Genomic DNA, 26,488 nt, shown 5'->3' on the forward strand with positions numbered 1-26,488 from the left:
CCGGATATTGTTCAGACAGTGATTGAATGTTCAATATTGTCGGAACTCATCAATCCGCCAAAGGAAAAGCAACGTCCGTCAATTCCCAATAGGCGTCGTCGTTGAAATCAATATCAGGCAGCACGACTCTTTTCCATTCACCCTTGTCGAAATGCAGGATCAAGCCAATGGTTTTATCCATCGGCTCGACAACAGTATACATCGAGGCTCCAACCGCCCACATCTCCATTGCCGAGATCGTCGCCACGCTATTAAAGTAGCTGCTTGCATGGAGGACGATTTGTTGGATATTCGGCAACTCATCATGCCAGCCGTCTTGGGCGTATCGCGCGGCGACATTTTCCGACTCGACCAGCCATCCATTTTGCCTATCGATAAATGAGAACGAGGCGGAAAAGCCAAACTCGCCACACGTATTATCCTCACCAACCCAATCCTCTTGTCTCCAAGCGCCATCAAAATAATGTAAAATCACCGGCGCATAAAACTCGTTGCCAAAACCCGCCGCCCAACCTTCTGCCTCGTCGTTGAAAACAACCGCGTTCAAAGTCCAACTGCCGGCCACCTCCGGTAATTCTTCTTCCTGCCAGGAGACGCCGTCGTAGACGAGCATCAATCCCCTTCGCAAGTCGGGATAAGTGGCGTCGTAGTACCCGGCGGCATGACCAAATTGATCGGACCAGACGTGAATGCTCTCCAGATGCCAGGCGTTTTCGAGCGCCGGCGCCTCGACGAATTGCCAAGCGCCGTCGATATAGTGCATCAGTAAATCGCCGTTCGTCGCGCTATCGCCCCCGATCGCCCAACCTTCCCGCGTGTTCAACATATGGATATCGTGTACGCTCCAGCCGGTTTCGCGTGCGGGGGTTTCTTCCTGGAGCCACTCGCCGTTCTCGTAACGCAGGATCAGGCCGGCGATGGGCAGGCCGATGTCATCACGGCGCACCGAGCCTACCGCCCAGCCCTGGGTTTTCGTCGGAAAGGACAGGGCATACAGATACACGCGCTCCGTTTGCTCCGGTAGCGTTTCCAGGGCCCATTTCTCGTTTTGATAATGAGTAACGAACCCGATGCCCGCTCGACAATTGTAACCGGTTGCCCATCCCTCGTTTGGATCGACCGTCGTATCGTTGTTGTCGTTGTTGTCGTCATTGTCGTCGTCATTGTTATCGTTGTCGTCATCATCATCTTGAGCCTGCCCCGAGGGCGACTCGGGGTCATCATCGTCGGATGAATTTTGGCAACCGGCGAAAACGGACAAAAAGAGCAAGAGAAAAAGGCAAATGCGTTTCATGCTTCGCTTCCTCATGATTCGAAATCCATCATCATGACCACTGGCATTGTATCACTCTTTTAAGTAAACTTCGTTTTCCCGAATTCTTAATAAATCGACATTTGTGGATCACCATAGAGCGTGGTAATCAACACTTGATTGTAATTCGCCATGTCTAATCGACCGTATATGGGCTCGGTTGCATAGGCTAATGCCAAGCCGATATTCAGGTTCATCCGGATCGCAAAATCAGCCCACCGATATCTGATTTCCTGCATTCCGTAATCAGTCATACAGGTGTCGAAATTTTTACAATCGTTTGTAGCCCATCCGGTAATCGTGCTGGCAATTGATGCCGCCGACCTCCAACGCAGCATTTTATAAGCTAAATTTCCCAGGTCGTCGGGTTTACCCATGTTGCATCCGCCGAAGTAGTGGATGTGCCTAGTCGTCCTTCCACAACTTAAACTACCGTATCCACCTTGGATATCAGAGGAATAGACAAACGGCAAAGCATTGATTTCTCCATCCGCACAATTCGTCTGACAATTATCACTTTGCGGTGCATTGTCCACTGGCAAATCACAAATCCATCTTCTTCGGTTGGAACTGTCGGGACTTCCATGTGAAAATTGCAGCAATACACCAAAGCTTTGATTGTATAATGTTGCTTTATATGTTGAGTTATTGAGATCCTCGGTACTCGAACCGCTGCAATAGGTATTGCCGTCCCAAGAACAGTTATCATCACTATCGTCATCATCGATGGGTAACATTTCGATACAATCCGCCTCGTTGCAATGATCATACAATCGGTATTGCGCGTTGAAGCCGGCTTCCTGAACGATATCGGTATAAATCGCCTGCGTGGTAAGGGAGCAATCAAATTTACTTTCGTAACAATATTCGTTGCAATGTCCATCTACCCTTGTATCGAAAAGTCTTATCATACTGGCCGCGAGAAATACCTTTTGACGGTAGGCCGTGCCATAGGTTCCTTCTTGGAAGGCAATCGTGCGCGATAAAATGCAATTGAGCGCTTGTGTATCGTATAATGCCGCATAAGTGGAATTGTAATATACCGGGATCCGACCCACGATGATGTCTTGCTCGAGTTTCAAACCATAGATATAGGTTTGCCAGCACAATTCACCCAAGGATATTTGGCAATAATCCCCACCGAATTCCGCCAGATTGCCATTGAGGTTTCGATCCCATAAGTGAGTGGCATCCAAGTCCGAATAATAGCGATCCGAATAACGATAATTGTCGGCATCGCCATCGGGAACCGCTTTGATCATCGGGATCCAAACGTCTCCGTTCGATTCCGCTAAGGTGCGAGGATCGCCGATAAACAACATAACCGATATTCAGTGTGTTAAGATTGCTTCTCAGCCAGCTTTTTATTAAACCCCAACGATATCCAAGCCCGCCCCAATCGCTTTCGGTCGCCACATAAACGGTGATGCCGCGAGACGCCTTCGAATCGATATAGTCGTCAATGATCCCGGCAGAGTTATCGTAGATGTTGTCGGTCGTGATGATTACCTCGGAAAACGTAACCTTGGCCGATTTATCCGAGCGTGCCTCGTAAAGCGGAAGAATATCATTAAAATTCCAAATATTTTCGGCGGCTCTGTCAGCCAGAAAATCGCCTTTCATATCCTGCAGCGGGGTTCCAGTGCGCTAATAATAAATCCGAAAACTAGCGGATGAAGTCAGAAAAAGAGCGCCCTTTTGGATATCATACTGAAATGGACTGACCGCCACCAACGCATAGACCCATTGCCGAAGGGTTTCGATGGAAGAAATCTGGATCGGCGCCGCCGGGAAAAGTTTTTCATGGTTGAGTGCGGCATCCTCGCTTGGGGCAAATTCCCCCTCGCCCGAGGTAATCGGTTTCAGCTCAATGAAGTTTTAGTACGTTTCAGTGTTGTCGGCGTAAATAATAAGATTGACACTTTCCGGATTGATATCGGCCGGCAGTCCGACGGGAATGAACACCATGGGAAGCGCTGGACCGCCCGTAAAACCATAATTATTGAAACCGGGGATGTTGATAGTACGTTCATTCTCACCGAATGTAACATCCGTATCGGGAATTTTAAAGGAAATATCAATATAATTTTCTGTTGTTTCGATTGAAAAGTAGCTGCGCGGATCGCTTGAGAGTTCTTGGGAATTGATCCCAAGAGTCCCGCAAAATCCGAAAGAGCTTCCAAAAAGCAGCGAACAAACAGTCACCAAAATAAAAAACAGTTTCCTCATGATTACCCCTCCTAGTATACCCAATTGTGTTCGCCCGTCTTCAATATTGATAATTTTTAAGAACAACTATTTTTCAACCGTTTCTATTTAAAGTTATTTAAAATCAACAAATTAGCGGCTGTCAATATATTTTTTAATCAATATTCATTTTAATCGGGCGGGTTATTCGTTTTTTCACCGAGGAGAAAAAGAATGTGATTCCCAGATGAGGGCGCTTACGACAGCCGTGACTCCAGCCATTGGGCGACGAGAACGGTGTGGCTGACGTTTTCGAGGACGAAGATCGAACGCAGGCGGAGGCCGGCGCATTCCCAATCCACTTCCAGGGCCATCCGGCCTTCGATGCGCCGGCGGTCGGACAGCCGAACCTTGACCCCGCGCAGCAGCGTGTAGGGGATCCAGATCGGCCGGCGGACGAACGTGCGCTTGAACAGCACGCCGCGGTCGCCGAGGTACAGCACGCCGGGGCGCACGAACAGCAGGCTCCAGCCCAAAAAAGCGGCGCCCTCGCGCTCCTCGTCCATCCGCCGCGTCAGGTAATAGAAACCGGCGAAATGCTGCATTCCCTCGCCGGGAGTTTCCGGGTTGCCCAGTTCGGCGGGCCAGGGGTATTTGCGCCGCAGATAGACTCCGAGCCCGAACCACACGCCCGCCAACACGACCAACAGCGATCCCACCAAAATGCTGTTGACGACGATCGGCGTGGCGGTCATGGCCGGTCGGCTATTGCAGGTACTGCTTGATTTGCGGCTCGAAATACACCGTCGGGTAACGGTGCGCCATCAGCGATTGCGCCAGGCCGCGGGTCGCCTGTTCCTGTTTTTCGTCGGACGCCCGCGCCAGGGCCGCGTCTTTCACCTGTTCGAAACTCGGCGTCTCACCGTCGCTGACGAAATCCTTGACGTGTTTGTCGTAGTAGGCCTTCGCCTCGGCGATGGTGGCCTTGATCTCGTGGCCGACGATTTCGCCCCGCGTCACGTAGCTGAGCGTCCCGACCTCGACCACCTTCTTGCGCAGTTCGAACTCGGCTGTTTTATCGAGGCCCTGGAGTTCGGCGTAGTGGTGCACCACGTCCTCGCCGATCACGTATTCGAGCATCTCGCGCGCCAGCTTGGTTTCCTTCAATTTCGCCTTGGCGTCGCGCGGCATTTCCTCGATCCGTTTGAGCAGTTGCCCGATGGTGTACGTGTAATCGGCGCCCGTAGCGAGCGCCTCGGTGGCGGCCGGATAATTTTCCGGCTTGTCGCCGGGTTTGATTTTCTCGATCAGTTCGTAGTTGATCTTCACCTGGAACTGGGCCATCAATTCGGTTTTCTTCGCCGCGTAGGCGTCGTCCAGCGCCTTGGACAGCAATTGATAACGCAGCTTCTCCTTGATGTCGGCGAAGGGCACTTGTTCGGGATGCTTGATCGTTTGGTCGTAGAATGCCTTCACCTGTTCGTCGGTGACGGTGATGTTCTTGAGCAGTTCGCGGCGGACTTCCTCGTTCAGGGCGCTGTATTGTCGCAGGTCGAGTATCTTTTTGAATTCGGGCGCCTTGAACAGGCGGCGGCGCACTCCCTCGAGGTAGTAGACCGATTCGATCGCCAGTTTCTCGAGGAAATCACGTTTGCCGGCGGGAGTCAGGTACTGATAGCGATTGGCCGGCGGTACGCGGGAAAACGCCATTTCGAAATACGGCTGAGTGATTTGGAATTTTTTCCCGATGTCGACCAGCACCGGCTGACCGTCGTCGGAAACCGGCGCATCGGTGTTTTTCGGGCCGCCGCACGCGACGAAACCCAGCCAGCAAACCAGGGCCAACAGCAACATCCGTTTGGGCATACGTGCCACGATTCTTTCCTCCAGATCGAATTGCGCTAAGATAACCACAAACCGCCCGCCGCCTCAAGCGGGGATGAGGCGAGCGCTCGCTTTTTCATGGGAATTCTCATCCCGGATTTGACATCGTGATTTCGCCTCCCCACAATGCCGGGCACGTCGAGTGACCGATCCGTAAAAACGAACGAACAGGAAAAAACACCCCGATGAGCGACATTCCGACCCGTTTCCCCGCCGTGGCAACCGATCGGGTGCTGATTCTGCTGGCCAAATTTGCCAACACCATGCTCAACCTGGAGATGGAATTCGCGCATCGCCTGGACGAGGCGCGGCTGTCGCGGGCGCTGACCCTGCTGGGCGACGCCGAACCGGTATTGGGTTGCCGTTACGTGCTCGACCCCCATCAGCCCTATTGGGAGCGAGTGGCGCCGTCGGGCGACCGCCTGATCTTCACCCATGATCCCGCCGAGCTGGCGGCGTTTCTGACCGCGGACCTCAACGCCTTCGCCGGACCGCAATATCGGGCGTGTCTGTTGCGCGAATCGGCGGGCGACCGCTTGCTGCTCAAGGTCGCGCACAACGCAGCCGACGCCGGCGGCATCAAGCACGTTTCGGCCTCGCTGGCGGAAATCTACCGGCGCCTGGGCGACGATCCGCGTTACCTGCCCCGCCCGAACGTCGAGGGTTCACGCGACACCTGGCAGATCTTCCGTCAGATCCCCCGGCGGGCGCTGCCGAAAATCTACCGCAACTTCCTGCACAACGCGCGGATCAACGTCAACCGGCTGGGCGCTCACTCCCTGCGGACCAACGGCGTCGCCGGCGACCCGCCGGCCTACGAAAAACGCCGCTTCGCTCCCGAACGGGTCCGGCGCATCGCCGCGATCGGCCGCCGCTACGGGGCCACCCTCAACGACCTGTTCATCGCCGCTTTTCTGCGCACCGCCGCCCGGATCGGCCGATACGACGGCGAACGGCAATTCCGGCTGGCCACCACCGTCGACCTGCGCCGGCACTATCTGCCGACCGGCAAGGCGGAAGGCATTTGCAACCTCAGCGGCTTCGAGTACCAGAACCTGGATCGCAACCTCGGCCACGATTTTTTCGAAACCCTGACCATGGTCGCGGCCGCCACGCGCGCCCGCAAAGCCAATTACCTGGGATTGAACGACTACATCGGCGTCATCCCGCTGCTCGGGATTCTGCCGCCGCGCTGGATCAACGGGCCGATCGAGCGCCTGTTCCACCACGGCATCCGGACCTACAACGTGGCCAACGTGCTGACCAACATGGGACCGATCGAACCGGAGGAAGTGCGTTACGACGAGCCGCCGCTCGACGCCTGGATTCACGGACCGCAGGCGCTGCCGCCGCTGCTCGCCGCCGGCCTGACGGGTTTCGCCGGGTCGATGACCCTTTCCATCGGCCACCTGCCGACCGCCGAAAACCGCGCGCTGATCGCGAGCCTGTTGGACGGAATCCACGAAATTCTACCCGCTTGAGCGTGCGAATCCGGCAAATAATGGCCGCCTTTTTACCGCTTTCTCGGTTGTGAGCTGCATCAATTCCTGATATTTTACCTCTATATTAATTTGCTTCAGGTTGAGGTGTCCGGTTGAAAAGCGGGAATGCACTTTTTTCCATTTTGACGCCAAGCATCGAAGCGGCCATTAGAGACAGCAATCCCTGGTGGAACGAGGGGAAATGGGATCCTTACAATCTCCCGCCAATGCGCCGCTGGATATTTTCGACGGCCATCAATCGGCTACGGAACGGCTTAACCCCCGCCGTCGTTCTACGCGGACCCCGCCAAGTCGGTAAAACAACCCTGATGAATCAGATGATCCACTCGCTTTTGGAATCCGGGGTGGATCCAAAAAGCATTATCAAGGTTCAATTCGACGAATTGCCAGGATTTCGAAAGACCAGCGAACCGATCTTGGAAATCGCACGTTGGTTCCGGGAACGAATCCTCGGTGAAAATTTCAATAAAGCGGCCCATGCCGGCCGGATCGCCTATCTATTTTTCGATGAGGTGCAAAACCTCGCCGATTGGGCTCCCCAAATTAAACAGCTTGTGGATATTCACCCGGTGCGAGTGATGCTGACCGGAAGTTCGGCATTGCGCATCGAGGCGGGAAGAGACAGCCTCGCCGGTCGAATTTCCACTCTTGAACTTGGTCCTTTACTGCTCCGTGAAATCGGCGAATTGCGCCAATTCGGAACAGTCGAGCCTTTTCTGCCGTTGAACGGGTTACAACCGTTATCGAAAAAGGAATTTTGGTTGGACTTGCGCCGCCATGGCGAGAAAAACACGGCATTTCGCCAGCAAGCCTTCGCTGCTTTTTCCGAACGAGGCGCTTACCCGATCGCCCAAGTACGGCATGCCTTGCCTTGGGACGAGATCGCGGCTCACCTTGTCGAAACCGTTATTCGTCGGGCGATTGCACACGATCTGCGCATGGGAGCCAAGGGACAAAAAAGGGATGAAAATTTACTGGAAGAAGTCTTCCGCCTTGCCTGCCGTTATATTGGTCAATCGCCGCAATTATCGCTTTATCTTGAGGAAATCCGACAGGCTTTACATGCCAACATCGGTCCCCAACGAATCATGGCTTATTTGAAATTTCTGGATGGCGCTCTGTTAATAAAACTGATTCAACCGCTGGAGCTGCGGTTGAAAAAACGTAAAGGCGCGGCAAAAATCTGCCTTTGCGATCCGATTCTTCGCGCCGCATGGCTGCAAGAACGAGTTCCGCTTTCACCCTCGCTATTAGAACAATCACCGCATTTGTCCGACATTGCCGGACGAATCGCCGAAAGCGTTCTGGGCTACAATCTCGCCTCGATGGCTGGATTACAAATTTCACACTTCCCCGAACGACCAACAGAACCGGAAATTGATTTTGTCATCACCCTGGGCGATCAACGCATTCCGATCGAGGTTAAATATCGCCGTCGAATCGATTTTAACGATACGATCGCGTTGCGGTCATTTATCGAAAAGGCTCATTACAACGCACCGTTCGGTTTACTAATCACGCAAAACGATTTGTCGGCGTCAGATGATCCGCGAATCGTTTCACTCCCATTATCCTCCTTTCTCATGATGAGATAAACACTCCACTCAATTGTCATTTCAGCCTATTTTGTACCATCTATGGCTTCAGTCTCGCTAATCGTGTATATAATATTTAGTTTGTCATTTGATGCCGCGACCATCGACAACAGCGATCAGGATGGGATTATTTGCAATGAATATCAAACATTCACGAGTGTTATTGTTTTTTCTCGCGCTCCTTTTCGCCTTTATCGCCAGCGGCTGCACTGACGACGAGGACAAGGATGACGACAACGACGCGGGCGGGACCGACGACGACGACAACGATGACGACAACGACGCCTCGCCGCCGGCCGACGATGACGACGACGACAACGACGATCAACCCGCGCTGCAGGTCGGCGCGGCGCGCGTCGACATCACGCCCGAGGATTCGGTCCTGCTGGGCGGCTTTGGCTCCTGCTTCCTCGCCGCCGCGTTCTGCCGCTGGTCGGAAGGGGTGCACGACCCGATCGACGCCACGGCCATCGCGCTGGACGATGGCAACGTCCCGCCGATCGTCGTGATCAACCTCGACATCGTGGGCCTCATCATCACCGACGGCATCGCCATTCGCCAGCAACTGGGCGCCGCGCTGGGCATCGGGCCGGAACGGATCGTCGTCACCTCGACGCACAACCACCAGTCGCCGGACACCATCGGCCTGTGGGGCGTGATCATTCCGCCGCAAACCGGCCGCGACGACGACTTCATCGCCGCCATGATCGCCGGCGCCGTCCAGGCCGGCCGCGAAGCCTACGACAACCGCGTGCCGGTCTATGCCTTCGCCGCGCAAGGCCTCGAAACGGAATTGCACTACAACGTCGAACAACAGGACGACCCCGAGGCGCCGCTGGATTCGCACCTCACGGTGCTGCAATTCATCGACGAGGCCGGCGACTCGGTCGCGACGCTCGGTAGTTGGGGCGCCCACGCCACCGCGATGGGGCCGCACAACAGCCTGCTCTCCGCCGATTTCCCCGGCGCCTACTACCAATACATGGACCAGGCGCTCGGCGGCGTTAACATGTTCGTCAACGGCGTGCTGGGCGGCGGCGTGTTGCTGGTCAACAATCCCGATCCGAACAGCGGCCTGTTCGAGGATTGGGGAACCTGGGCCGAAGTGGATCGGATCGGTGAAGTGTTGGCCGACCGTGCCCGGGAACTGCTCGCCGGCGCCGAGGAACTGGACGATCCGGCGGTGAACATCATCACCACGGTCGTGGAAACGAAACTACAAAACATCGCTTTCGCCGGCATCGGGTTGTTGAACCTGATCCCGCGCGAAATTCCGCCGTTGGGCGGCAACGGCGTTTCGCAGCTTTCCGCCTGGCGCCTGGGCCCGGTGGTCTTCGCGTCGATGCCGGGCGAGGTCACGCCGCGGGTCGGCCTGGCCTTGCGTGAAATGATCGGCGGCGACTACCAGATCATCGCCAACGTCGCGCAGGACTGGATCGGCTACATCATGGCCGAGGAGGAGTATCGCAATCTGAATTACATCTATTACGCGATGCTCGCCGTCGGCCCCGATACCGGCCGCGACGTTCTGGCGGTCTACCAGAAGATTCTGCCCGAGCTATCGCCGCCGGCGTTCTAGCAGGGTGTTGAAAAACAGCCGGCGTGCGATCCATGGATGGATCGCCATTTTCGGTAACTTCCGAAGTTGCCGAAAATGAAGCGAAAGAAAAACCACGCTTTTTGTTGAGCGCGGTTGAAAAAGGCCAGGACGACCTTTTTCAACAGACTGCTAAGACCGGTGCGGAATCGCCCGGCCGACGAAGTCCGGCAGGTGCGACAAGCCTTTATCGATCGCCTTTCGCCACAGTGGCTTTTCCGTTTCGGCCAGCAGTTCATTCAATTTGGCGTGAACATCCCGCCCGATGAACGGCCCATGCCCGCCGCAAACCCGTTCGATCGGCGGCATGTTGCGCAGAAACTCCCGGGTGGTTTCATGGCACAGTTCCACCTGCGGGCTGTAGCCGGGATGGGCCAGCCGCAGCGATTCCCAGAGCCGAAACGGCGGCAGGCCGGTCAGGATGGAATCGCCCGAAAACAGGGTGCGGCTCGGCTTGTGATAAAGCATGACCGCGCCGTCGGTGTGGCCGGGGGTCGGGATGACCTCGAAGCCCCACTTCCAGGGGCCTTCGGTATACACTTCGTCGACCGTGCTGCGCGCCGGTAGCCAATCCTGCATCCGGCAAGGCGCCTTGACGTAGAGCTTGAGCGGACGATTGGAAAACGGCGGCGGCGTCGCCGTGCCGTCCAGGTAGCCCGCGTCGCGCCGGTGGCAGATGACCGGGCATTGGAATTTTTTCCGCAACCACGCGGCATTGCCCGCGTGATCGCGATGCCAATGGGTAAGCAGCACGGCGGTCAGATCGCCGGGTTTGGTCAAACCGTGCCGCGAGAGCCACAACGCCAACAAAGGACGCTCGGATTGGTCGCCGGTATCGATCAAAAAGCGACGGCCTCGTTTGTCGGCGAGCAGCCAAACGTTGGAAATCGAGACGTAATTCGCCAACCACAAATCCGTAGCCAACTGACTCATGACTGAATCGTACCTCTTTTCGTCCCCTCCTCTCCCATCAAGTATCCTGCGAACCGGACCGGATGTTGACACAATGCGTCATGCTTTGCAAGAGTTATTATGCTCAATTGTGACGCTCTGCGTAATGTTCAAATTCTGTTGTTTTTGAAGGAATTATTGCTTTCGGCGAAGGATCACGGCGCCCTTTTCATTGTCGATTTTGGAGCAAACAAACTCGGGGTGAGCGACGAGCCAGCGGCGCACGGTTTCGGTTTCGTCGGGCCGGGCGGCGTCGTCGAGCAGCACCACGCCGGTCGGGCTCAGCTTGTCGAGCAGTACCGGCAGCGCCGGGTAGCGGGACAGGGATTGAAGCGTATGCGGCGGGCCGTCGACGATCAACAGGTCGATCGGCGGCAGGTTCTCGAAAGCCTTGCGGTCGTACCACTGCCAGTTCCGGTTGTCCAAGGTGAGCGGTTGCAGCGGCGCGTGGCGCAAATCCACCCAAGCGGACAGGCCGTGCTTTTTAATCTGGTCGCCGGTTTCGCGCAGGTACTGTTCTTCATGGTCCAGCGCGTACACTCGACCCTCGCCCTGGGCTTCGAGCAGGTAGGCGTTGAGAATGGTCGAGGTGCCGGAACCCAGTTCGACGATCGCCCGCGGCCGGATTTCCCGCACGAGCGAAATCAGGAGGTTGGCGAAATCGGGCGAAATGGCGAAGTGGCGCAGCGGCGGCAACGGCGCCCGTGGCCGGATCTGTGAAAACAGCGAGAACAGCGCCTCCACCTGGCGGTAGTTCTGCTGCGGCTTGTTGAAGAGATATTGAGTGCGCCGATACAGCTCGAATTGCACGGCGATCGTCAGGCCGGCGATCAACGCCAGCAGCACCGCCAGACCGAACCAATGCATCACCGTCAGCAGCACCGCCCCGGCCAACAGCAGCAGCAGAAAAGCCCCCGCCGCCACGGCCATATCGCTTTTTCGAATCATGATCATGCGCGTGTTTCCGTTCGCTGGTTGGACGAGCCCGTTAATACACCGATCCCCGCGTGGAAAAAAGGGCGGGCGGGCGGCGCATGGCGGCGACCGGGATTTGATCGGCCGTTCAACGCTTGGCGTCCCCCGCCTTCGATGGTAAAGTGACGCGGTTTTAACGACTAGCCAGGAGTAAACCCATGATTTCCTCCCGTCGCCGTTTTTGGATTCTGTCGTTCATCTTGTTGTTGCTGGGACTGCCGGCCGTCGCCTCGGCCTTTTCGCTGGTTTCCATGCAGCCCAATTACGACCGCTATCTGGTCTATACGACCGAGCCCCTGGTTCTGGTCTTCGATCAATCGCTCAATCCCGCGACCGTCGGCGAGGACGCCGTCGCGATCACCGATCTGAAAACCTCCCTGGCGGTCGATGGCGCGGTCAGTCTTAGCACCACGAACGTCGCCGACGATACCCTGACCTTCACCCCGACCGGCCGCTTTCCCTTCGGCGATCGGTTGCAGGCCGCGGTGGACGAGGCGGTCGAGGATCTTTCCGGCGACGGACTGACCGGCGATCTGCCGAGCCTGGGCGTGTTCGCCGCCAACATGCCCAACAACCTCGAAGCGCCGGACCCGAGCGAGATCATCTCGGCCGCCGCGGCGTATTACGGCTTCAACCCGGTCGATCCGGAAGGCACCGATCCCGCCGATTACAAAACGATCACCGGCGTTTCGGTCACCAGCGCCTGGAAGATGACCAAGGGCGACCCGTCGACCCTGATCGTGGTCGTCGACGACGGTCTGGAAGACTTCACCAACGTGGAAATCGCCGACAACGTGTTTTTCAACCGCGGCGAGTTGTCGCAGCCGCGCAACGGTGAAACGCCCTGCGCCGACTGGGATTGCGACGGCAACGGCCGGTTCAACGCCCGGGATTACGAAAACGACGCGGCCGTCGAGGACGCCAACGCGAACGGGCGCCTGGACCCCGAGGACGTTTTCGCCGCCTTCGAGGACGGCGTGGACAACGACGACAACGGCTTCGTCGACGACATCAGCGGCTGGGATTTCTTCCGCAACGTCAACCGGCCTTACGGCGTCGATGAATTCCCGGAGGGTACGCACGGTGGCGGCATCGGCGAAGACGCCTGCGCCGTGGGCGACAACGGCCACGGCCGCGCCGGCACCTGCCCGAACTGTTCGGTGATGTGGGTGCGGGTCGGCGACGCGGTGGTCACCGAACTGAACCTGATGTCGACCGGCCTGGACTACGCCCGCTCGATGGGTGCCGACATCGTGGCCATCGCCAACGGCGGCGTGAACTACAACGAAGCCGCGCAACAGGCGTTTCTCGACGCCTACAACGACGGCCTGTTCATCGTGGCGGCCTCGGGCGATGAACTGGGCTTCCAGCACATCTACCCGGCGGCGGGCGAAGGCGCCTACAGCATCAAGGCGGTGCTGCCGTTTCCGCCGGTCGATTTGTTCGGCCCGATCAACCTGTCGCTGATCGCCTTCACCGAAAGCTACTGCACCAACTACGGCGCCGCGGTCGAAACCTCGTGGTCCTCCGACCAGTGCACCTCCACCGCGGTCGGCAACGCGGCCGGCGCCCTGGGCTTGCTGGTTTCCTGGGCGCGCGAACAGGGCTACGAACTGACCCCCAAGGAAATCCGCCAGATCGCCAATATGACCTCCGACGACATCAAGTCCAATTGCTTTTCCTTCAACCTCGGCGGCTGCAAAAAGGGCTTCGAGCAAAACTTCGGCTACGGCCGCGCCAACATGAAAAGCGCGCTGCAAACGGTCGGCGACGAGTTGTTCGGCCTGACCGAACGCATTCCGCCGGAAGTCGAAATCACCAGCCCGCGCTGGTGGGAAACCTACAACCCGCTGGAGCGCTCGACCGTCGCCGTGGAAGGCACCATCAACGCCCGCGGCCGCGCCTATGAATACGAAGTCCAGGTCGGCCTGGGTGTCGAACCCGACGACAACGAATTCGAGACGGTCGCCACCGGCGACGGCACCGCGCCCACCGAAGGCCTGCTGGCCACCGTGGACCCGATGCAGTTCGTCACCGCCGCCTGGCTTCGCCGCACCCCGGAAAAATCGAACGACTTCACCGTGACCCTGCGCGTCCGCGCCTGGTGGCAGGACGGCGCCGACAAGATTTACGGCGAGGCGCGCAAGGCCATCGCCTGGCACACCGACGACAACGCGAAAACGGGCCTCCTGCCCGGCTTCCCGATGGAGATCGGCGCCTCCGGCGAATCGAGCGCGGTGCTGTACGATCTGGACGGCGACCTCGACGGCGCGCTGGAAATCGTCATGGCGACGAGCGTGCCGTCGGTCGACGTTTTCAAACGCGACTCCGCGAGCGGCTTGTACGATTACGCTCCCGGCTTCCCGGTGGACCTGCCGCTGGATCGGCTCTGGCCGGATTCCGTCATCGCGTCGACGGCGGTCGGCCCGCTCTTCGGCGACGGCGTTCCGTACATCGTCGTGGCCACCTGGTACGGCCGGATCTACGTGGTCCATCCCGACGGCAACAACCATGCGGGCGGCCCGTTTTTGGCCGGCTTCCCCGTGTCGGCGGACGATCCCGACAACAGCACGCCGCTGTCCTACGGCCACGGCAACGCCTTCCTGGCCAGCCCGGTCCTGGCCGACCTCGACTTGGACGGCATTCTGGAAATCATCGCCGCCTCCGGCGACCAGAAAGCCTATGCCTGGAAGCCGGTCGACGAGAACAGCGACGGACTGGCCGATTTGCAGCCCGGCTGGCCGGTGCCGCTGGATTCCACCGAAGCGGCGGGACTGGTCGATCCCAACAAGATCTGCGAATCCGACGGCCCGGCGCAGGTGCTCGGCACGCCGGTCGCCGCGATCCTCGATCCGAACCACACGAACCCCGACATTTCCGGCCATCCGTCGGTGATCGTGGCCACCACCGAAACCTGCAACGAAGGCCTCTTGCCGACCAGCCGCGTCTACGCCATCTACTGGAACGGCCTGGAAAACAGCGACGGTCCCTTCCTGCCCGATTGGCCGGCCGAACCGCTGGCCCCGCTCGGCGATTCGCTGCCGATTCCGCCGCTGACGATCGGCTCGACCTCGAGCCCGGCGGCGATCTGGCAGGACGGCCGGTTGCTCGTCGGCGTGGGCGCCTTCTTCTGGATCCCGCAAATGATCTATTGGGACGGCTACGACCTGACGCTGAAACACCTGCGCTCGAAGATCAACCTCGGCGCCTCGGCGGCCGGCGCGTTCGGCAAGTTCGACGACAGCGGCACGCCCTGGTACTTCTTCCCCTCGGTCGGGTTCCTGCAAGGCGGCAACGGCCACTTCTACCTCGAGGCGTTCAACGTCCTGGGTTGGCGGTTGGATACGCCGATGGGCAAGCCGGGAATCGTCATGCACCTGGAGGACATCAATTTCTTCATCAACCCGGTGATCGCCGACCTCGATAACGACGACCTCAACGAAGTGATCGCCGGCAGCGGCGGCTACCTGATCCACGCCCAGAACAACCAGCAGCAGGAACCGGCCACCTGGCCGAAATTCACCCATGGCTGGATGACCGGCAGCCCGGCGATCGCCGACCTGGACAACGACGGCCGGCTGGAGGTCATCGCCTTCACCCACGACGGCCAGCTCTACGGATGGCGGACGCAAGGCAACGCCTGCAAGACCGACAAGACCAACGGCGAATGGCCGCGTTACCACCACGACCCGTTCAACAGCGGCTTCTACGGCCTGGACGCCGTACCGCCGGGCATGGTGACCGACCTGCAGTGCTTCAAAACCGATGCCGCCGACGAGTTCGAGCTGCATTTCTCGGCCCCGGGCGACGACAACCAATGCGGCATGGCGGCGGCCTACGACATCCGCTACACGACCGACGCCGCGGCCGATCTGCGCGATCCGGACGTCTGGCAGGCGGCCACCGCGGTCGCCTCCCCCGAGCCGCAACTGGGCGGCAGTCAGGTCATCACCACGGTGTCCGCGCCCGGCGCGGCACAGTTCGCCGTGCGCGCCTACGACGATGAGAACTTCGTCTCGTTCATCTCCAACGTCGCGACGCCGGAAGAGCCGACCGACGACGATGACGACGCGACGCCCGATGACGATACGCCCGACGACGATACGCCAGCCGACGACGATGACGACGCTTCCCCGGTCGCGCCCGCCGGCGACGACGATGACGACGACAACGGCTGCGGCTGTTGATCGACCGAAACCGGTTGATTACCCGGCGCGGGGCTTCGGCCCCGCGTTTTTTTTGGCCAAGGGTGGATCCGCCGGAAAGGCGGGGATTTTTACAGGGAAGTCCTTGGTATGGAGATCGGAGGCTTGCCGCCTTTATTGAATCTGGTAAAGGTTTTGAAGATACGCCTGAATCATCTCCCACTCATACCAGACCAGTCCGCCCGCGATCGCGCCGACGATGACGATCAGAATCAGCGGCAGGGTGATGAAGGCGTGCAGCACGTATTTGTCGCTGGCGTAGGTTTTTCCCTCGTTGGCCTGTCGCGCCAGCGTATAGGCGTCGAAGATGCCCCAGAAGTAGCCGATGCCGCACAAGAACGAGAGCCCGAACATCAGCAGGCCTCGTCCGAGATGCCCCACCCAAAGCTGCCCCGAACCCGGGCTGAGCGCGGCGATCGCCGCCGCCACGGCGGGGCTTTTAAACGGCTGCGTCGGCAGCTTCGCCACCGGGATCGCGCGCGGCGGCCATTTTTGCGGTTGCATTTCCATCCTCGCGGCGGACCGTATTCGTCCGTGGTCCGCTTCTATTGCCCGACGACTGTCCGGCTATCCGGGGGAATATAGCACCTTTTCCCGCGAAGGCGATCTTTCCCGCCGTCTTTCCGCCGGCAATGATTGTCATCCGGTCGGCGTTTTCTTGACCCGCGCCGATTCGGCGTTAGGTTTACAAAAAATCGGCTCACACCCGTTCTTGGAGCATTCATGCAACCGATTCTACTGACCGGCAACGAAGCGGTCGCCCGAGCGGTCGTCGACAGCGGCACGCGGGTCGCCGCCAGCTATCCGGGTTCGCCCACCGTGCAAATATTGGAAGCGATCGCCGAGTACGAAGGCCTGCACGCCGAGTGGTCGCCCTCCGAAAAAGTCGCGATGGAAGTGGCGATCGGCGCCTCGATGGCCGGCGCGGCGGCGTTCGTCTCGATGAAGCACGTCGGCGTGAATATCGCCGCCGACCCGCTGATGACCTACACCTGGACCGCGCTCAACGGGCCGCTGGTCATCGCCGTCGGCGACGATCCGGGCCAGATCTCCTCGCAAAACGAGCAGGACAGCCGCATGTGGGCCGAGTACGGCCTGATCCCGCTGTTTCAGCCGGGCTCGCCGCAGGAAGCGTACGACCAGACCCGCCTGGCCTTCGATCTGTCCGAACAATTCCAGACGCCGGTTTTCGTGCGACTGGTCGACCGCACCTGCCACATGATGGGCCGTGTGACGCCGCAAGAGCCGGTCACGCGCGAGCCGAAAGGATTCGCGCCCGACCCGGTGCGCTACTACATGGTGCCGCCCTACTCGCGGCAGGCCCGCGCCCTCGTCGAAAAACGCCTCCCCGCCGTCACCCGCTGGGCCGAGGACGGCAACGGCTTCCACATGGAAATCCGCGACCGGCGCCTGGGCGTGGTTACGGCCGGGTTGCCATACTACCTGGTTCGCGAACTGGCCCCCGAAGTCTCGACCTTCAAGCTCGATCTCGTCTGGCCCCTGCCGCTCGAGGCGCTGCGGCGCTTCGCCGCGCAGGTCGACCGGCTGCTGGTGATCGAGGAACTGTTCCCCTTCATCGAAAACAAGTTGAAGCTGGCCGGCATCGCCGTTGAGGGCAAGGAGCATTTCGGCCCGTACGGCGAGATCGACGCGGGCACGATCGCCGGCGTGCTGGCCGGTTTCGGTTTCGGCGAGAAGCCGGCCGGCGCGTTCGCCACCTCGCCCGCCGAGGCGCCGCGCGGCGCGATGTTCTGCCCCGGCTGCCCGCACCGGCCGGTGATGGTGCTGCTGCGCGAGCTGGGCATTTTCTGTCACGGCGACATCGGCTGCTACCTGATGGGCAGCTATCCGCCGTTCGACGTGCTCCAGACGTCGGTGTCGATGGCGGCGTCGATCGGCATCGCGCAAGGCATGGCCAAGGCGCTGGCGGGCACGCCGCGCGAGATCGCGAACATCGTGTCGGTGATCGGCGATTCGACCCTCTGCCATTCGGGCCTGCCGAGCGTCATCAATTACGGTTACAACGACCACCGCACGAAGCTGTTGGTGCTCGACAACCGCTCGACCTCGATGACCGGCCTGCAGGAAAATCCCGTCACCGGCAAAAGCGTACGCGGCGTCCAGAACAACGCGGTCGACCTTGAGGCCGTCCTGCGCGCCCTGGGCATCGCGAACGTGACGAAGGTCAACCAGTACAACCTGGCGGCGGCGCGCGAGGTGTTTCAAAAAAAATTCCAGGAAGAGGAAGGGCCGCTGGCGGTCATCGCCACCGGCGAGTGCGCGCTGAAGTACAAAAAGAAATTCAACTACTATTACGTCGATCCGGACCTGTGCATCGGCTGCCGGACCTGCGTGCGCGTCGGCTGCCCGCCGATCTCGATGCGCCGGTATCCGGGCAAGGAAGCGGGCGACCTGAAATCGCACATCGACCGCAACCGCTGCGTGGGCTGCTCGGTCTGTTTCCAGTCGTGTCCGGTCAAGGCCATCAAGCGATCGAAGCTCGACGAGACGCCGCCGGTCGCGCTTCCCCTCGATTTGGATGAGTCGGGAGGTGTGCGATGAGCGCCGGGACGGTCAACGTTTTTCTCGCGGGCGTGGGCGGCCAGGGGTTGGTGCTCGTCAACCGGTTGCTGGCGCGGGCGGCGGTGCTCGGCGGGCTGGACGCGAAAAGCACCGACACGCACGGTCTGGCGATGCGCGGCGGCGCGGTCATGGGCACGTTGCGCATGGGCGAAGCGGTCGGCACCTCGATCTTCCCGGCCGGCGCGGGCGATCTGCTGATCGGCCTGGAAGCACTGGAAGCACTGCGCTGGGCGCACATGCTGCGGCCCGGCGCGACGGTCGTCGCCTGCCGCGACGAGCTGTGGCCGTCGCCGATCCTGCTGGAAAAGTACCGCATGCCGCGCGACTGGCGCGAAACGCTGGAAAAGGCGCGGCTGAAGGTGGTCGCCGTCCCGGCTGTCCGCCTCGCCCTCGAAGCCGGCGACTACCGGATGCTCAACATCGTCATGGCCGGCGCCGCCTCGGCCTTCCTGCCGATCGACCTCGACCGCCTCAAGGAAGCCACCGAAACCCAAGTTCCCAAGGGTACTTACGCCAAAAACCTGAAGGCGCTGCTGTTGGGACGGGAAGCGGCAAGTTAGACCATAATTAATTTGCCAAAAAAACAGAATTCACTAAATTGTTAAACGAACATTTCTCGGCTAACCCGAATTAACATTACTTTGTATTTAATTTCATTGACTTCATATTTAAGTTATGATTTTTAATATCTTAGAGGATTGTCATTCATTTTCTGATCTACTCATCCCTGAAATCCTCGCCCAATAAATAGTGAAAATACTGAAAAACGAGGGGGTTGAAAATGAAACGAATCGTTATCGCGGTATTGTTGTTTTTGCTTTGTTTCTCGTTAAGCTGCGCCTCCACGATTAGCTCAAGACCCATCAAGAAAGGGAATGAAGTTCTGGGCTATTGGTACACCTATGATGGGAGCAAAAGAGGTACCTACCTCCTGTTCCAAAACAGCAAATTTTCCTTTTGTTCGGAGCCCACACCCGACATGGCTTTCAACAGAAGCATGGATCTGGCCGCGCAAATGGCTCTGAACGTGGAAGACAAAGTGACCGTTGATCCGGAAGTGAAATTGAAAATGGCCCAAGAAGCAATCAAATTGGCCGAAAAAGGGCAAGGCGTTTTGTTTTTACGGGATTCACTTTACCAAATCTGTGTCTACGCCAACTTCCTGGAGGTGACCGGGAGAAGCACGCCGGCAACGGACAAGAACATCTTTGATCTTTACAGCAAAGCCATGGATGTATCCGCCAAAATCGCCGAGGCGGAAATCCAGGGTAAAAAAGCCGAAATTCAAAAGGCCAATGCCAGTTTCATTGAAGAATATCGACAAATATTGGAAAAAAATCCTGCCGCCGCATCCGGCCTGTTGGATCGGCTGAATTTGAAACTCGAAGACTTCAATCCAAAACCCGAAACTGATTCCCAATCAGAGTAAGAGAGGGCGCAGAAATGAATAACTATAAGGAATTGGTGAAAAGTTACCATCAAAAGCAAGTATTTGTTCTGTTGCCAGGCTTTCCAGGACCGACACAAGTAACCCTGTTATTCAGCGGCGATGACATCGTCACCGTTAAAATCGAGGAGAAAGACAAAAAGACCATTCTTGTTTCCGTGCATTATAGCAACATTGGCATTGTCAATCTGGCTTGATCGTCTGGTGGCAAGAAAAGGGTAGGGGCGGGTTTGCCGTCCAATCCACTTCGTTTAAATATTTTGATATATTTCCTGCGCAAAAACCCGGCGCAAATATTCAGCTTATCGCTTTCGATATGGACTTGATCACGCCAAATACCGGCTGTGCACCCAGCCCTGGAGATCGTTGACGCCATGAATGGTGCCGTTGACGTCGACGAGCCACCAGGAGCCCTGCTTTTCCAGCAGTTCGACCTCGGTATCCGGGGGCAGCGGTTTTGAAATGATGGTTTCGTATTCGGTGCCGGGCCCGGAGCGGATGTTCAGCTCGGTGGTCGTGTGAAATTTTTCGAGCGTCGACTCGTCCGTCGCGCGGCCCATCACCCGGCCGCGAAAACTGTTCATCGGAAACGCCGGGCCCGGATCGGCTTTGCGGCCGGGGGCGATGTCCTCGTGGCCCAGCACATCGCGCAATCCGTATTCCTTCACCAGCAATACACCGACTTCCGCCGCCGCCTCGATCTGCGCCGTGGTGTACGTGTGCCAACCGCGCTCGACCGTTTCGTTTTTATGGGTCGCCAGCATCACCTCGCCGGCCTTCACCGCCTGGCCGCTCCAGGTGACCCACTTTTGCCCTTGTTGGGTCAGCAGGCCGCCGTTGACCATTTCGATGCCGATCGAATAGCTGTTCAGGCCGATCAGATTCTGCCATTGGCTCTTCCCGGCATGCCACGCCTTTTGATTGAATGGCACCAGTTGGGTGATCGCGCCGTCGCGGTCGATGACCAGGTGCGCCGAGGCGCTCGCGTTCGGATCGACAAACCAATGGATCGCGCCCGCGGCCGTCAGGCCCGCGGTGTAATGCATGATGAGATAAACCGGCTTGATCGTTCCGCCCACATTTTTCGTCGGCACGAAATTCGCGGGCGTCTGGTCATCGAGAAACAACTTGTGCTTGATGATCTTCATGACCTTCTCCTTCCCATTCGTCATGCCGCGGCATGAGCGGTAAAATTCTTTTTCCTCGATCGAAGATTTCTCGATGGCGGTAAGGTCAGGTTGACAAAGCTATTTTAACATTAATGTCGGCAATGTCAAAAAAAATCGGTGAAAAATCTCATTTGCCGTCTGGCAGTCGGCGCGCGCCTTTGCTATATTGGTGTTCTCATTACGAGAATCGCATCCGCAGAAGGAGAAGGTGCATGAAGAATGTCGAGATGAATTTGGACGGCAACACCCTGATCATCAAAGTGGACCTGAGCAAGGAATTCGGGCCTTCCGCCTCGGGCAAGACGATCCTCATCGCCACCACCGAGGGCAACGTGGCTGTTCCCGGCGCCGAGGAAAAGAAAATCGGCCTCAACATTTACAAGAAAAAAGTCACGGCCTGACGCGGTTGCCGCCGCTCCGGCGGCGCCACTCACTCCTTGAAGCGATAACCGACCCCGCGAACGGTTTCGACGTACTTGCCGGCGGCGCCGAGCTTGCGGCGAAGGCTGACGATTTGTACGTCGACGCTGCGATCGGTCACCGGATAATCCGAACCCTTGACGGCGTCAATGATCTGGCTGCGTGAAAACACGAAACCGGGCCGTTGGGCCAGATAGAGCAGCAGGTTGAATTCGGTGGGCGTCAGATCGACGGCCTTGCCCTTGATGCGCACCTCGTGGCGCCCGACGTCGATCGCCAGATCCTGCACGCGCAACGGTGTCGCCGGCTCCTCGATCCGCACCTGGCGGCGCCGTAACGCCGTGCGGACGCGAGCGACCAGCACGCGGGGGCTGAACGGTTTGGTCAGATAATCGTCCGCCCCCAACTCGAGCCCGGTCACCACGTCGGCGTCCTCGCTTTTCGCGGTCAGCATGATGACGGGGATGGCCGCGGTCGCGTCGTTGGCCTTGAGACGCTTGCAAACCTCCAGGCCGTCCACGCCGGGCAGCATCAGGTCCAGAATCACCAGATTCGGCTTCTCGCGGCGGGCGAACGCCAGCGCGTCCTCGCCGGTCGTGACCGTGCCGACCTGATAGCCTTCCTTGGCCAGGTTGTAACGGATCAACTCCAGAATGTCTTCCTCGTCATCCACCACTAGAATCAACGGCTTGGACATCGACGACCTCCAACCGAGTATCTTGTCCGTTTCGCTCGCCCTAGTGGACAAGAGAGGCGTTTCGCGATCGTGAGAATTTGATTAAGATTCAGTGAGGGTGATTCGTCAAGGCGAGGATTTGCGCCCCGGCGTCGAAAAACCGATATTCCGGCCGGAGGAGTGATGAAAGGCATTCAATGCGGCAACTGCGGCGCGCCGCTGAAACTGACGCCGGCCGACGTGGAAAAGGGATTCGCCACGTGCGGCTATTGCGGCTCGGCGGTCGACCTGGGCCTCGCGGCGCCGGTGTTGGACGAGAATACCAAGCGCGGCCTGAGATTGCTCTCGTTCGCGCAAAAAGCCGTCGGCGCCGAAACCGCCGACTGGAACGAACCGGCCGCGCGCCCGGCCGACTCCCGCATCGAGTTGACCAACGAACCGGGGATTCGATTTGAAGCGAACATTCCGCCGCGCTTCCGCCTCGGCAATGTTTTCCTGCTCGTTTTCACACTGTTCTGGTGCGGTTTCATGCTCTTCTGGAATGGGATCGCGCTCGTCGGCGGTCAATGGATCATGCTCGGTTTCGGCGTGATCCACGACGCGGTGGCGGTCTGGCTGTTTTCCCTCACCACCTGGAATTTCCTGGGCCATGAAACCATCCGCGCGGAAATGGGTTGGTTCGTCCGCCGCAAGCGGGTCTTGTTTTTCACCACCGAGAAAAAATTCGCTTGGAACAAGGTGGAGGATTTCCGTATCGAGGTCGCCTCGCGCACCAACAACAACGCGAATTACGGCCTCTACGCGATGGTGGCCTCGAAGCGCCGGCGGTTGGCCAGCCAGGCGGCCGGCGACGAATTGCGCTGGCTGCGCACCGAATTGAAATCGTTTTTCGAACCGATTATCCAAGGACAATTCTGACCAACACCCCGCTTCTCGGTGGGCGAGGCGATCGGTTCCCCGCTCAGGACGCGCTCCCTTCGTCGCTTGTTATTAAGGAACTTTTCTCGATAAACTGGCGGCCAGTTGGGAATCCGATCAAAATGCCAAGTTGGCGACAGACTGGTCGAATAAAAGATGAACACCATAAAGTGCGGCAACTGCGGCGCACCGCTGAACCCCACCCCGGCGGAGATTGAAAAAGCGTTTGCGACCTGCGGCTATTGCAATTCGGCGAATGTTCTCAACCTCTATCCGCCGCCGCTCGACTACCGTACAAAAGTTCCGCAACCGATCGACCTGCCACCGGACAATGACGCCCTCTCCTGGAGCGAACCGGCCAATCGCCCGGCCGATACGCGCATCGAACTGGTCAACGAACCGGGAGTGCGGTTCGCCGCACGCGTTCCACGCCAACGTTTGTCCTTCTTCAAAATCATGTTTGGCGGTTTTATCACGCTTCTCTGGTGCGCCATCTTCGCGCTTTTCAGCCTGATGATCATCGCGCTGACGGAAACCACCATTTGGAGAATCCTGTTCGCCGTATTCTTTTTTTCATTCTTCGGTTTCTGCATCGGCATGGTCCTTTGGTACAGTTTCGGCCAGGAAACTATTCTCGCGGAAAATGGCCGGATTACCTTGGTAAAGGGGGCTTGCGGACTCAATAAAAGGAAAAAGTTCGCCTGGGATGAGGTGAAAGGCCCGCGGCTTCAACCCATTCTGCTGACCGATAAACAGCCGGTTTTTCATCTCTACCTGGATCTGGGATCCAGAAAAATCCGGCTGGCCGGTCGGGCGACCGGAGATGAGGTCCGCTGGCTGTATACGGAATTGAACGTGTTTTTCGAGCCGATCAAAAAATCAAAACACGACTAGCAGCCGCAACCGCCGCCATCGTCATCGTCATCGTCATCGTCATTCGCCTGGCCATCGTCATCGCCGATATCGTTGTCGTCGTTGTCGTTGTTGTCGTTGTCATCGTTGTCATCGTTGTCGTCGTTGTCGTCGTCGTCATCGTCGGCGGTGTCGTCGTCCGGCGGCGTTGCGGGTTCGTAAACCATCCGCCCCATGTACGATTCGATATCGGCCTGGCCCCAGCGGATGCGGAAAAAGCCGTCCTCGCCCCAGGCGTCCGACCAACTGTTTTTGCCAATCCAATATTGCTCCGCGTCGTCCCAGCCGATGATGGCGACGCCGTGACCCCCGCCGCCGGAGCCGTAGGTGTGTTCGTACACTCCCTCGGTGTAGGCGAAGAAATCCTCGTAGACCGTGATGTAGCAATAAAGCGGGCCTTCGAGCAGCGCGCTTTTGATCTTGTCGAAATCGCCGAAATGGTACACCCAGTTCCAAGACTTGATGCGGTAGGCGCGGTTTTGCCAGTCGGCGCAGGTGCCCTCGCACGGGAAATCCGCGCCGCTCGCGCCGGATTGATAGGGAAAGCAATCCTCGTCGGGGACCCCGCTCTGGCGTAGATAAATCATCGCCAGGCTCATCAGCATGCCCGACTGGCAATCGCCGCCCGAGCAACTGAACAGGTGTTGTTCGGACAGATCGAGGTCCAGCGCGGGTTCTTGCTCATCCCAGAGGATTTGCGTTTCCAGCGCGGCCACCGCCCCGAACGCGCTGCAACCGGCGCAAAGCCCCTGATCCCGGATCGGCGTGACCCAATCGTGCCCTTCGTAATCGCGCCAATCGAAATGCGCCGGCAGATCGCGCCGCGTCGCCGGCACTTCCCACACCGCATCGTACGGCGCGGGCGCTTCGGTGCAGGTCAAACAGCCGCCCCGGTTCAGAAAGTGCCGCTGCCAGGCCGGGTTGTCGCCCGCGCGCCACGCCGCGCCCTGGGCGTGGATCGCCCGGTTGATTTGGTCGATCGTCGCTTCCGCGTAAACCGAAGGTACGAGCGAAAGCAGCCACATCGCCGTGAGTAGAACCGTCGTTCGCCGCATGTCTAACTCCGCGCGCGATCGTTTCAGCAACCGCACCCGTGATCGTCGTCATCGTCGTCGCCGCCGGCGGCGGACGGCGATTCGTCGTTGTCGTCGTTATCATCGTTATCGTCATTGTCATCGTTATCGTCGTTGTCGTCGTTATCGTCATTGTCATCGTCGTCGTCATCGTCGGCGGGCGTTTCATAATAGACGCGCACCGCCGTCGAGAAGGCGAAACCGCGGTCGTTCAATTCCTCGCCGCCGGCGATGACGAGCGTATCCGCTCCGGAGCCGACGCGATAGACCGCGCCGGCCGACGCCTCGACGCTCGACCAGCTCGAATCGCTCAATCCCAAAGCGAAACAAGCCGCGGCGGGCGCGGCGTTCTGCAAGCCGGCGCAAGCCCACGCCTTGCCGGCCACGACGCCCGACGCGCCGCCCCAGAAGCTCACGGGCAACGCCGGACCGGCTGTCCACGCGTCGGCGACCGGGTCGTAGATTTCGGTCGAGGTCAGGTAGGCGGGCGTCGCCCCGTCGTTGTTCACGCCGCCGTAAACGACGATTTTTCCGTCCAGCACCGCACTGCCGTGGTACTTGCGCGCCTGCGCCAGCGAGGCGACCGCCGACCATTCGCCCTTCGCGGGATCGAACGCCCAGCAAGCGGCTTGCGCCTTGTCGAGCGCATCGCCGCCGCCGATCAAGTATAACTTGCCGTCCGCGACCGCCGCGCGATAACCGTAGCGCGCCTCCGGCACCGCCGGCCCGGTCGACCAGGCGTCGCCGGCGAGGTCGTAGATCAACAGTGTGCCGTCCAATTCGCGGCCCTGGTAACCGCCCGGCAGATAGATCTTGCCGTCGAGTTGAACCGCCGCGCCGCGTTCGAGACTGACGGGCATGGCGGTGATTTCCCGCCAGCCGTCGGCGACGGTAAAGCGATAGGCGGCTCCGAAATTGTTTTGCCGATCGCCGCCGCCCAACACGTACAACGCGCCTTGCGCATCCACAGCCGCGGTCGCCTGGGCGAGCGCCTTGGGCAGCGCGGGCAAATCCCGCCAACCGGCCCGGACCAGCACGGGAACAAGCACCACGATCAGCAGGAGGATGACCCGGCGTTTCAT

At 58.8% G+C, this 26,488-nt stretch carries 23 protein-coding genes; 11 read left to right on the forward strand and 12 right to left on the reverse strand.

Annotation, left to right across the window (positions count from 1 at the left end; translation table 11 throughout):
• Positions 1-49: 49 nt before the first annotated feature.
• The 5 genes from GX444_10705 to GX444_10725 all read right to left on the reverse strand — a co-directional run bounded on the left by GX444_10705 (position 50) and on the right by GX444_10725 (position 5,374).
• Positions 50-1,294 (reverse strand): hypothetical protein, encoded by a 1,245-nt coding sequence (locus tag GX444_10705; GenBank protein ID NLH49060.1) that lies wholly within the window; start codon positions 1,292-1,294, stop codon positions 50-52.
• Between the two features lie 86 nt (positions 1,295-1,380).
• Positions 1,381-2,574, reverse strand: a complete 1,194-nt coding sequence (locus tag GX444_10710; GenBank protein NLH49061.1) for a hypothetical protein — start codon at positions 2,572-2,574, stop codon at positions 1,381-1,383.
• A gap of 616 nt (positions 2,575-3,190) precedes the next feature.
• Positions 3,191-3,541, reverse strand: a complete 351-nt coding sequence (locus GX444_10715) for a hypothetical protein (GenBank protein ID NLH49062.1) — start codon at positions 3,539-3,541, stop codon at positions 3,191-3,193.
• Between the two features lie 215 nt (positions 3,542-3,756).
• Positions 3,757-4,254, reverse strand: coding sequence for a hypothetical protein (locus tag GX444_10720; protein NLH49063.1), 498 nt, complete (start codon positions 4,252-4,254; stop codon positions 3,757-3,759).
• 10 nt (positions 4,255-4,264) lie between these two features.
• Entirely contained in the window at positions 4,265-5,374 is a 1,110-nt protein-coding gene (locus GX444_10725; GenBank protein ID NLH49064.1) for a hypothetical protein, read from the reverse strand.
• Positions 5,375-5,568: 194 nt separating this feature from the next.
• Here GX444_10725 and GX444_10730 point away from each other — a divergent pair, with 194 nt between their 5' ends.
• The 3 genes from GX444_10730 (at position 5,569) to GX444_10740 (ending at position 10,059) form a co-directional block, all read left to right on the forward strand.
• The gene (locus GX444_10730) at positions 5,569-6,864 is read left to right on the forward strand and encodes a hypothetical protein (protein NLH49065.1); all 1,296 of its coding nucleotides are present in this window, start codon (positions 5,569-5,571) and stop codon (positions 6,862-6,864) included.
• A gap of 113 nt (positions 6,865-6,977) precedes the next feature.
• Positions 6,978-8,480 (forward strand): ATP-binding protein, encoded by a 1,503-nt coding sequence (locus GX444_10735; GenBank protein ID NLH49066.1) that lies wholly within the window; start codon positions 6,978-6,980, stop codon positions 8,478-8,480.
• Between the two features lie 136 nt (positions 8,481-8,616).
• Entirely contained in the window at positions 8,617-10,059 is a 1,443-nt protein-coding gene (locus tag GX444_10740) for a hypothetical protein (protein NLH49067.1), read from the forward strand.
• A 150-nt stretch (positions 10,060-10,209) separates the two neighbouring features.
• Here GX444_10740 and GX444_10745 read toward each other — a convergent pair whose 3' ends face one another.
• Both GX444_10745 and GX444_10750 read right to left on the reverse strand, forming a co-directional pair.
• Positions 10,210-11,010, reverse strand: coding sequence for an MBL fold metallo-hydrolase (locus GX444_10745; GenBank protein NLH49068.1), 801 nt, complete (start codon positions 11,008-11,010; stop codon positions 10,210-10,212).
• Between the two features lie 153 nt (positions 11,011-11,163).
• Positions 11,164-11,982: a class I SAM-dependent methyltransferase gene (locus GX444_10750; GenBank protein NLH49069.1), complete on the reverse strand. Its 819-nt coding sequence runs from the start codon at positions 11,980-11,982 to the stop codon at positions 11,164-11,166.
• A 179-nt stretch (positions 11,983-12,161) separates the two neighbouring features.
• Here GX444_10750 and GX444_10755 point away from each other — a divergent pair, with 179 nt between their 5' ends.
• The gene (locus GX444_10755) at positions 12,162-16,190 is read left to right on the forward strand and encodes a hypothetical protein (protein NLH49070.1); all 4,029 of its coding nucleotides are present in this window, start codon (positions 12,162-12,164) and stop codon (positions 16,188-16,190) included.
• Between the two features lie 132 nt (positions 16,191-16,322).
• Here GX444_10755 and GX444_10760 read toward each other — a convergent pair whose 3' ends face one another.
• The gene (locus GX444_10760) at positions 16,323-16,712 is read right to left on the reverse strand and encodes a hypothetical protein (protein NLH49071.1); all 390 of its coding nucleotides are present in this window, start codon (positions 16,710-16,712) and stop codon (positions 16,323-16,325) included.
• A 219-nt stretch (positions 16,713-16,931) separates the two neighbouring features.
• Here GX444_10760 and GX444_10765 point away from each other — a divergent pair, with 219 nt between their 5' ends.
• From GX444_10765 to GX444_10780, 4 genes are all read left to right on the forward strand, one after another.
• Entirely contained in the window at positions 16,932-18,770 is a 1,839-nt protein-coding gene (locus tag GX444_10765) for a 4Fe-4S binding protein (protein NLH49072.1), read from the forward strand.
• Positions 18,767-19,351, forward strand: a complete 585-nt coding sequence (locus GX444_10770) for an indolepyruvate oxidoreductase subunit beta (protein NLH49073.1) — start codon at positions 18,767-18,769, stop codon at positions 19,349-19,351. Before GX444_10765 ends, GX444_10770 begins: the two co-directional genes overlap by 4 nt.
• A gap of 221 nt (positions 19,352-19,572) precedes the next feature.
• The gene (locus GX444_10775) at positions 19,573-20,220 is read left to right on the forward strand and encodes a hypothetical protein (GenBank protein ID NLH49074.1); all 648 of its coding nucleotides are present in this window, start codon (positions 19,573-19,575) and stop codon (positions 20,218-20,220) included.
• A gap of 14 nt (positions 20,221-20,234) precedes the next feature.
• Positions 20,235-20,435 (forward strand): hypothetical protein, encoded by a 201-nt coding sequence (locus GX444_10780; GenBank protein ID NLH49075.1) that lies wholly within the window; start codon positions 20,235-20,237, stop codon positions 20,433-20,435.
• 129 nt (positions 20,436-20,564) lie between these two features.
• Here GX444_10780 and GX444_10785 read toward each other — a convergent pair whose 3' ends face one another.
• A complete protein-coding gene (locus GX444_10785; protein ID NLH49076.1) occupies positions 20,565-21,386 on the reverse strand; it encodes an N-acetylmuramoyl-L-alanine amidase in 822 nt (273 codons plus the stop codon).
• A gap of 233 nt (positions 21,387-21,619) precedes the next feature.
• Between GX444_10785 and GX444_10790 the strand changes: the two genes are divergently transcribed.
• Positions 21,620-21,808 (forward strand): hypothetical protein, encoded by a 189-nt coding sequence (locus GX444_10790; GenBank protein ID NLH49077.1) that lies wholly within the window; start codon positions 21,620-21,622, stop codon positions 21,806-21,808.
• Between the two features lie 29 nt (positions 21,809-21,837).
• Here GX444_10790 and GX444_10795 read toward each other — a convergent pair whose 3' ends face one another.
• Positions 21,838-22,524 carry a response regulator transcription factor gene (locus tag GX444_10795; GenBank protein NLH49078.1) on the reverse strand — a complete coding sequence of 229 codons (687 nt, stop codon included), beginning with the start codon at positions 22,522-22,524 and terminating at the stop codon, positions 21,838-21,840.
• Between the two features lie 162 nt (positions 22,525-22,686).
• On the opposite strand from GX444_10795, the gene GX444_10800 reads away from it, so the two are divergent.
• Together GX444_10800 and GX444_10805 are read left to right on the forward strand one after the other, a co-directional pair.
• Positions 22,687-23,421 (forward strand): hypothetical protein, encoded by a 735-nt coding sequence (locus GX444_10800; protein ID NLH49079.1) that lies wholly within the window; start codon positions 22,687-22,689, stop codon positions 23,419-23,421.
• A 156-nt stretch (positions 23,422-23,577) separates the two neighbouring features.
• Positions 23,578-24,315 carry a hypothetical protein gene (locus GX444_10805; GenBank protein ID NLH49080.1) on the forward strand — a complete coding sequence of 246 codons (738 nt, stop codon included), beginning with the start codon at positions 23,578-23,580 and terminating at the stop codon, positions 24,313-24,315.
• Here the strand turns inward: GX444_10805 and GX444_10810 are convergent.
• Complete coding sequence (locus tag GX444_10810) at positions 24,312-25,388, reverse strand: hypothetical protein (protein ID NLH49081.1); 1,077 nt, start codon at positions 25,386-25,388, stop codon at positions 24,312-24,314. The two genes, GX444_10805 and GX444_10810, sit on opposite strands and share 4 nt — an antisense overlap.
• Before the next feature lie 23 nt (positions 25,389-25,411).
• Positions 25,412-26,488 carry a hypothetical protein gene (locus GX444_10815; GenBank protein NLH49082.1) on the reverse strand — a complete coding sequence of 359 codons (1,077 nt, stop codon included), beginning with the start codon at positions 26,486-26,488 and terminating at the stop codon, positions 25,412-25,414.

The sequence above is a fragment of the Myxococcales bacterium genome (genome assembly GCA_012517325.1).
Classification (GTDB): domain Bacteria; phylum Lernaellota; class Lernaellaia; order Lernaellales; family Lernaellaceae; genus JAAYVF01.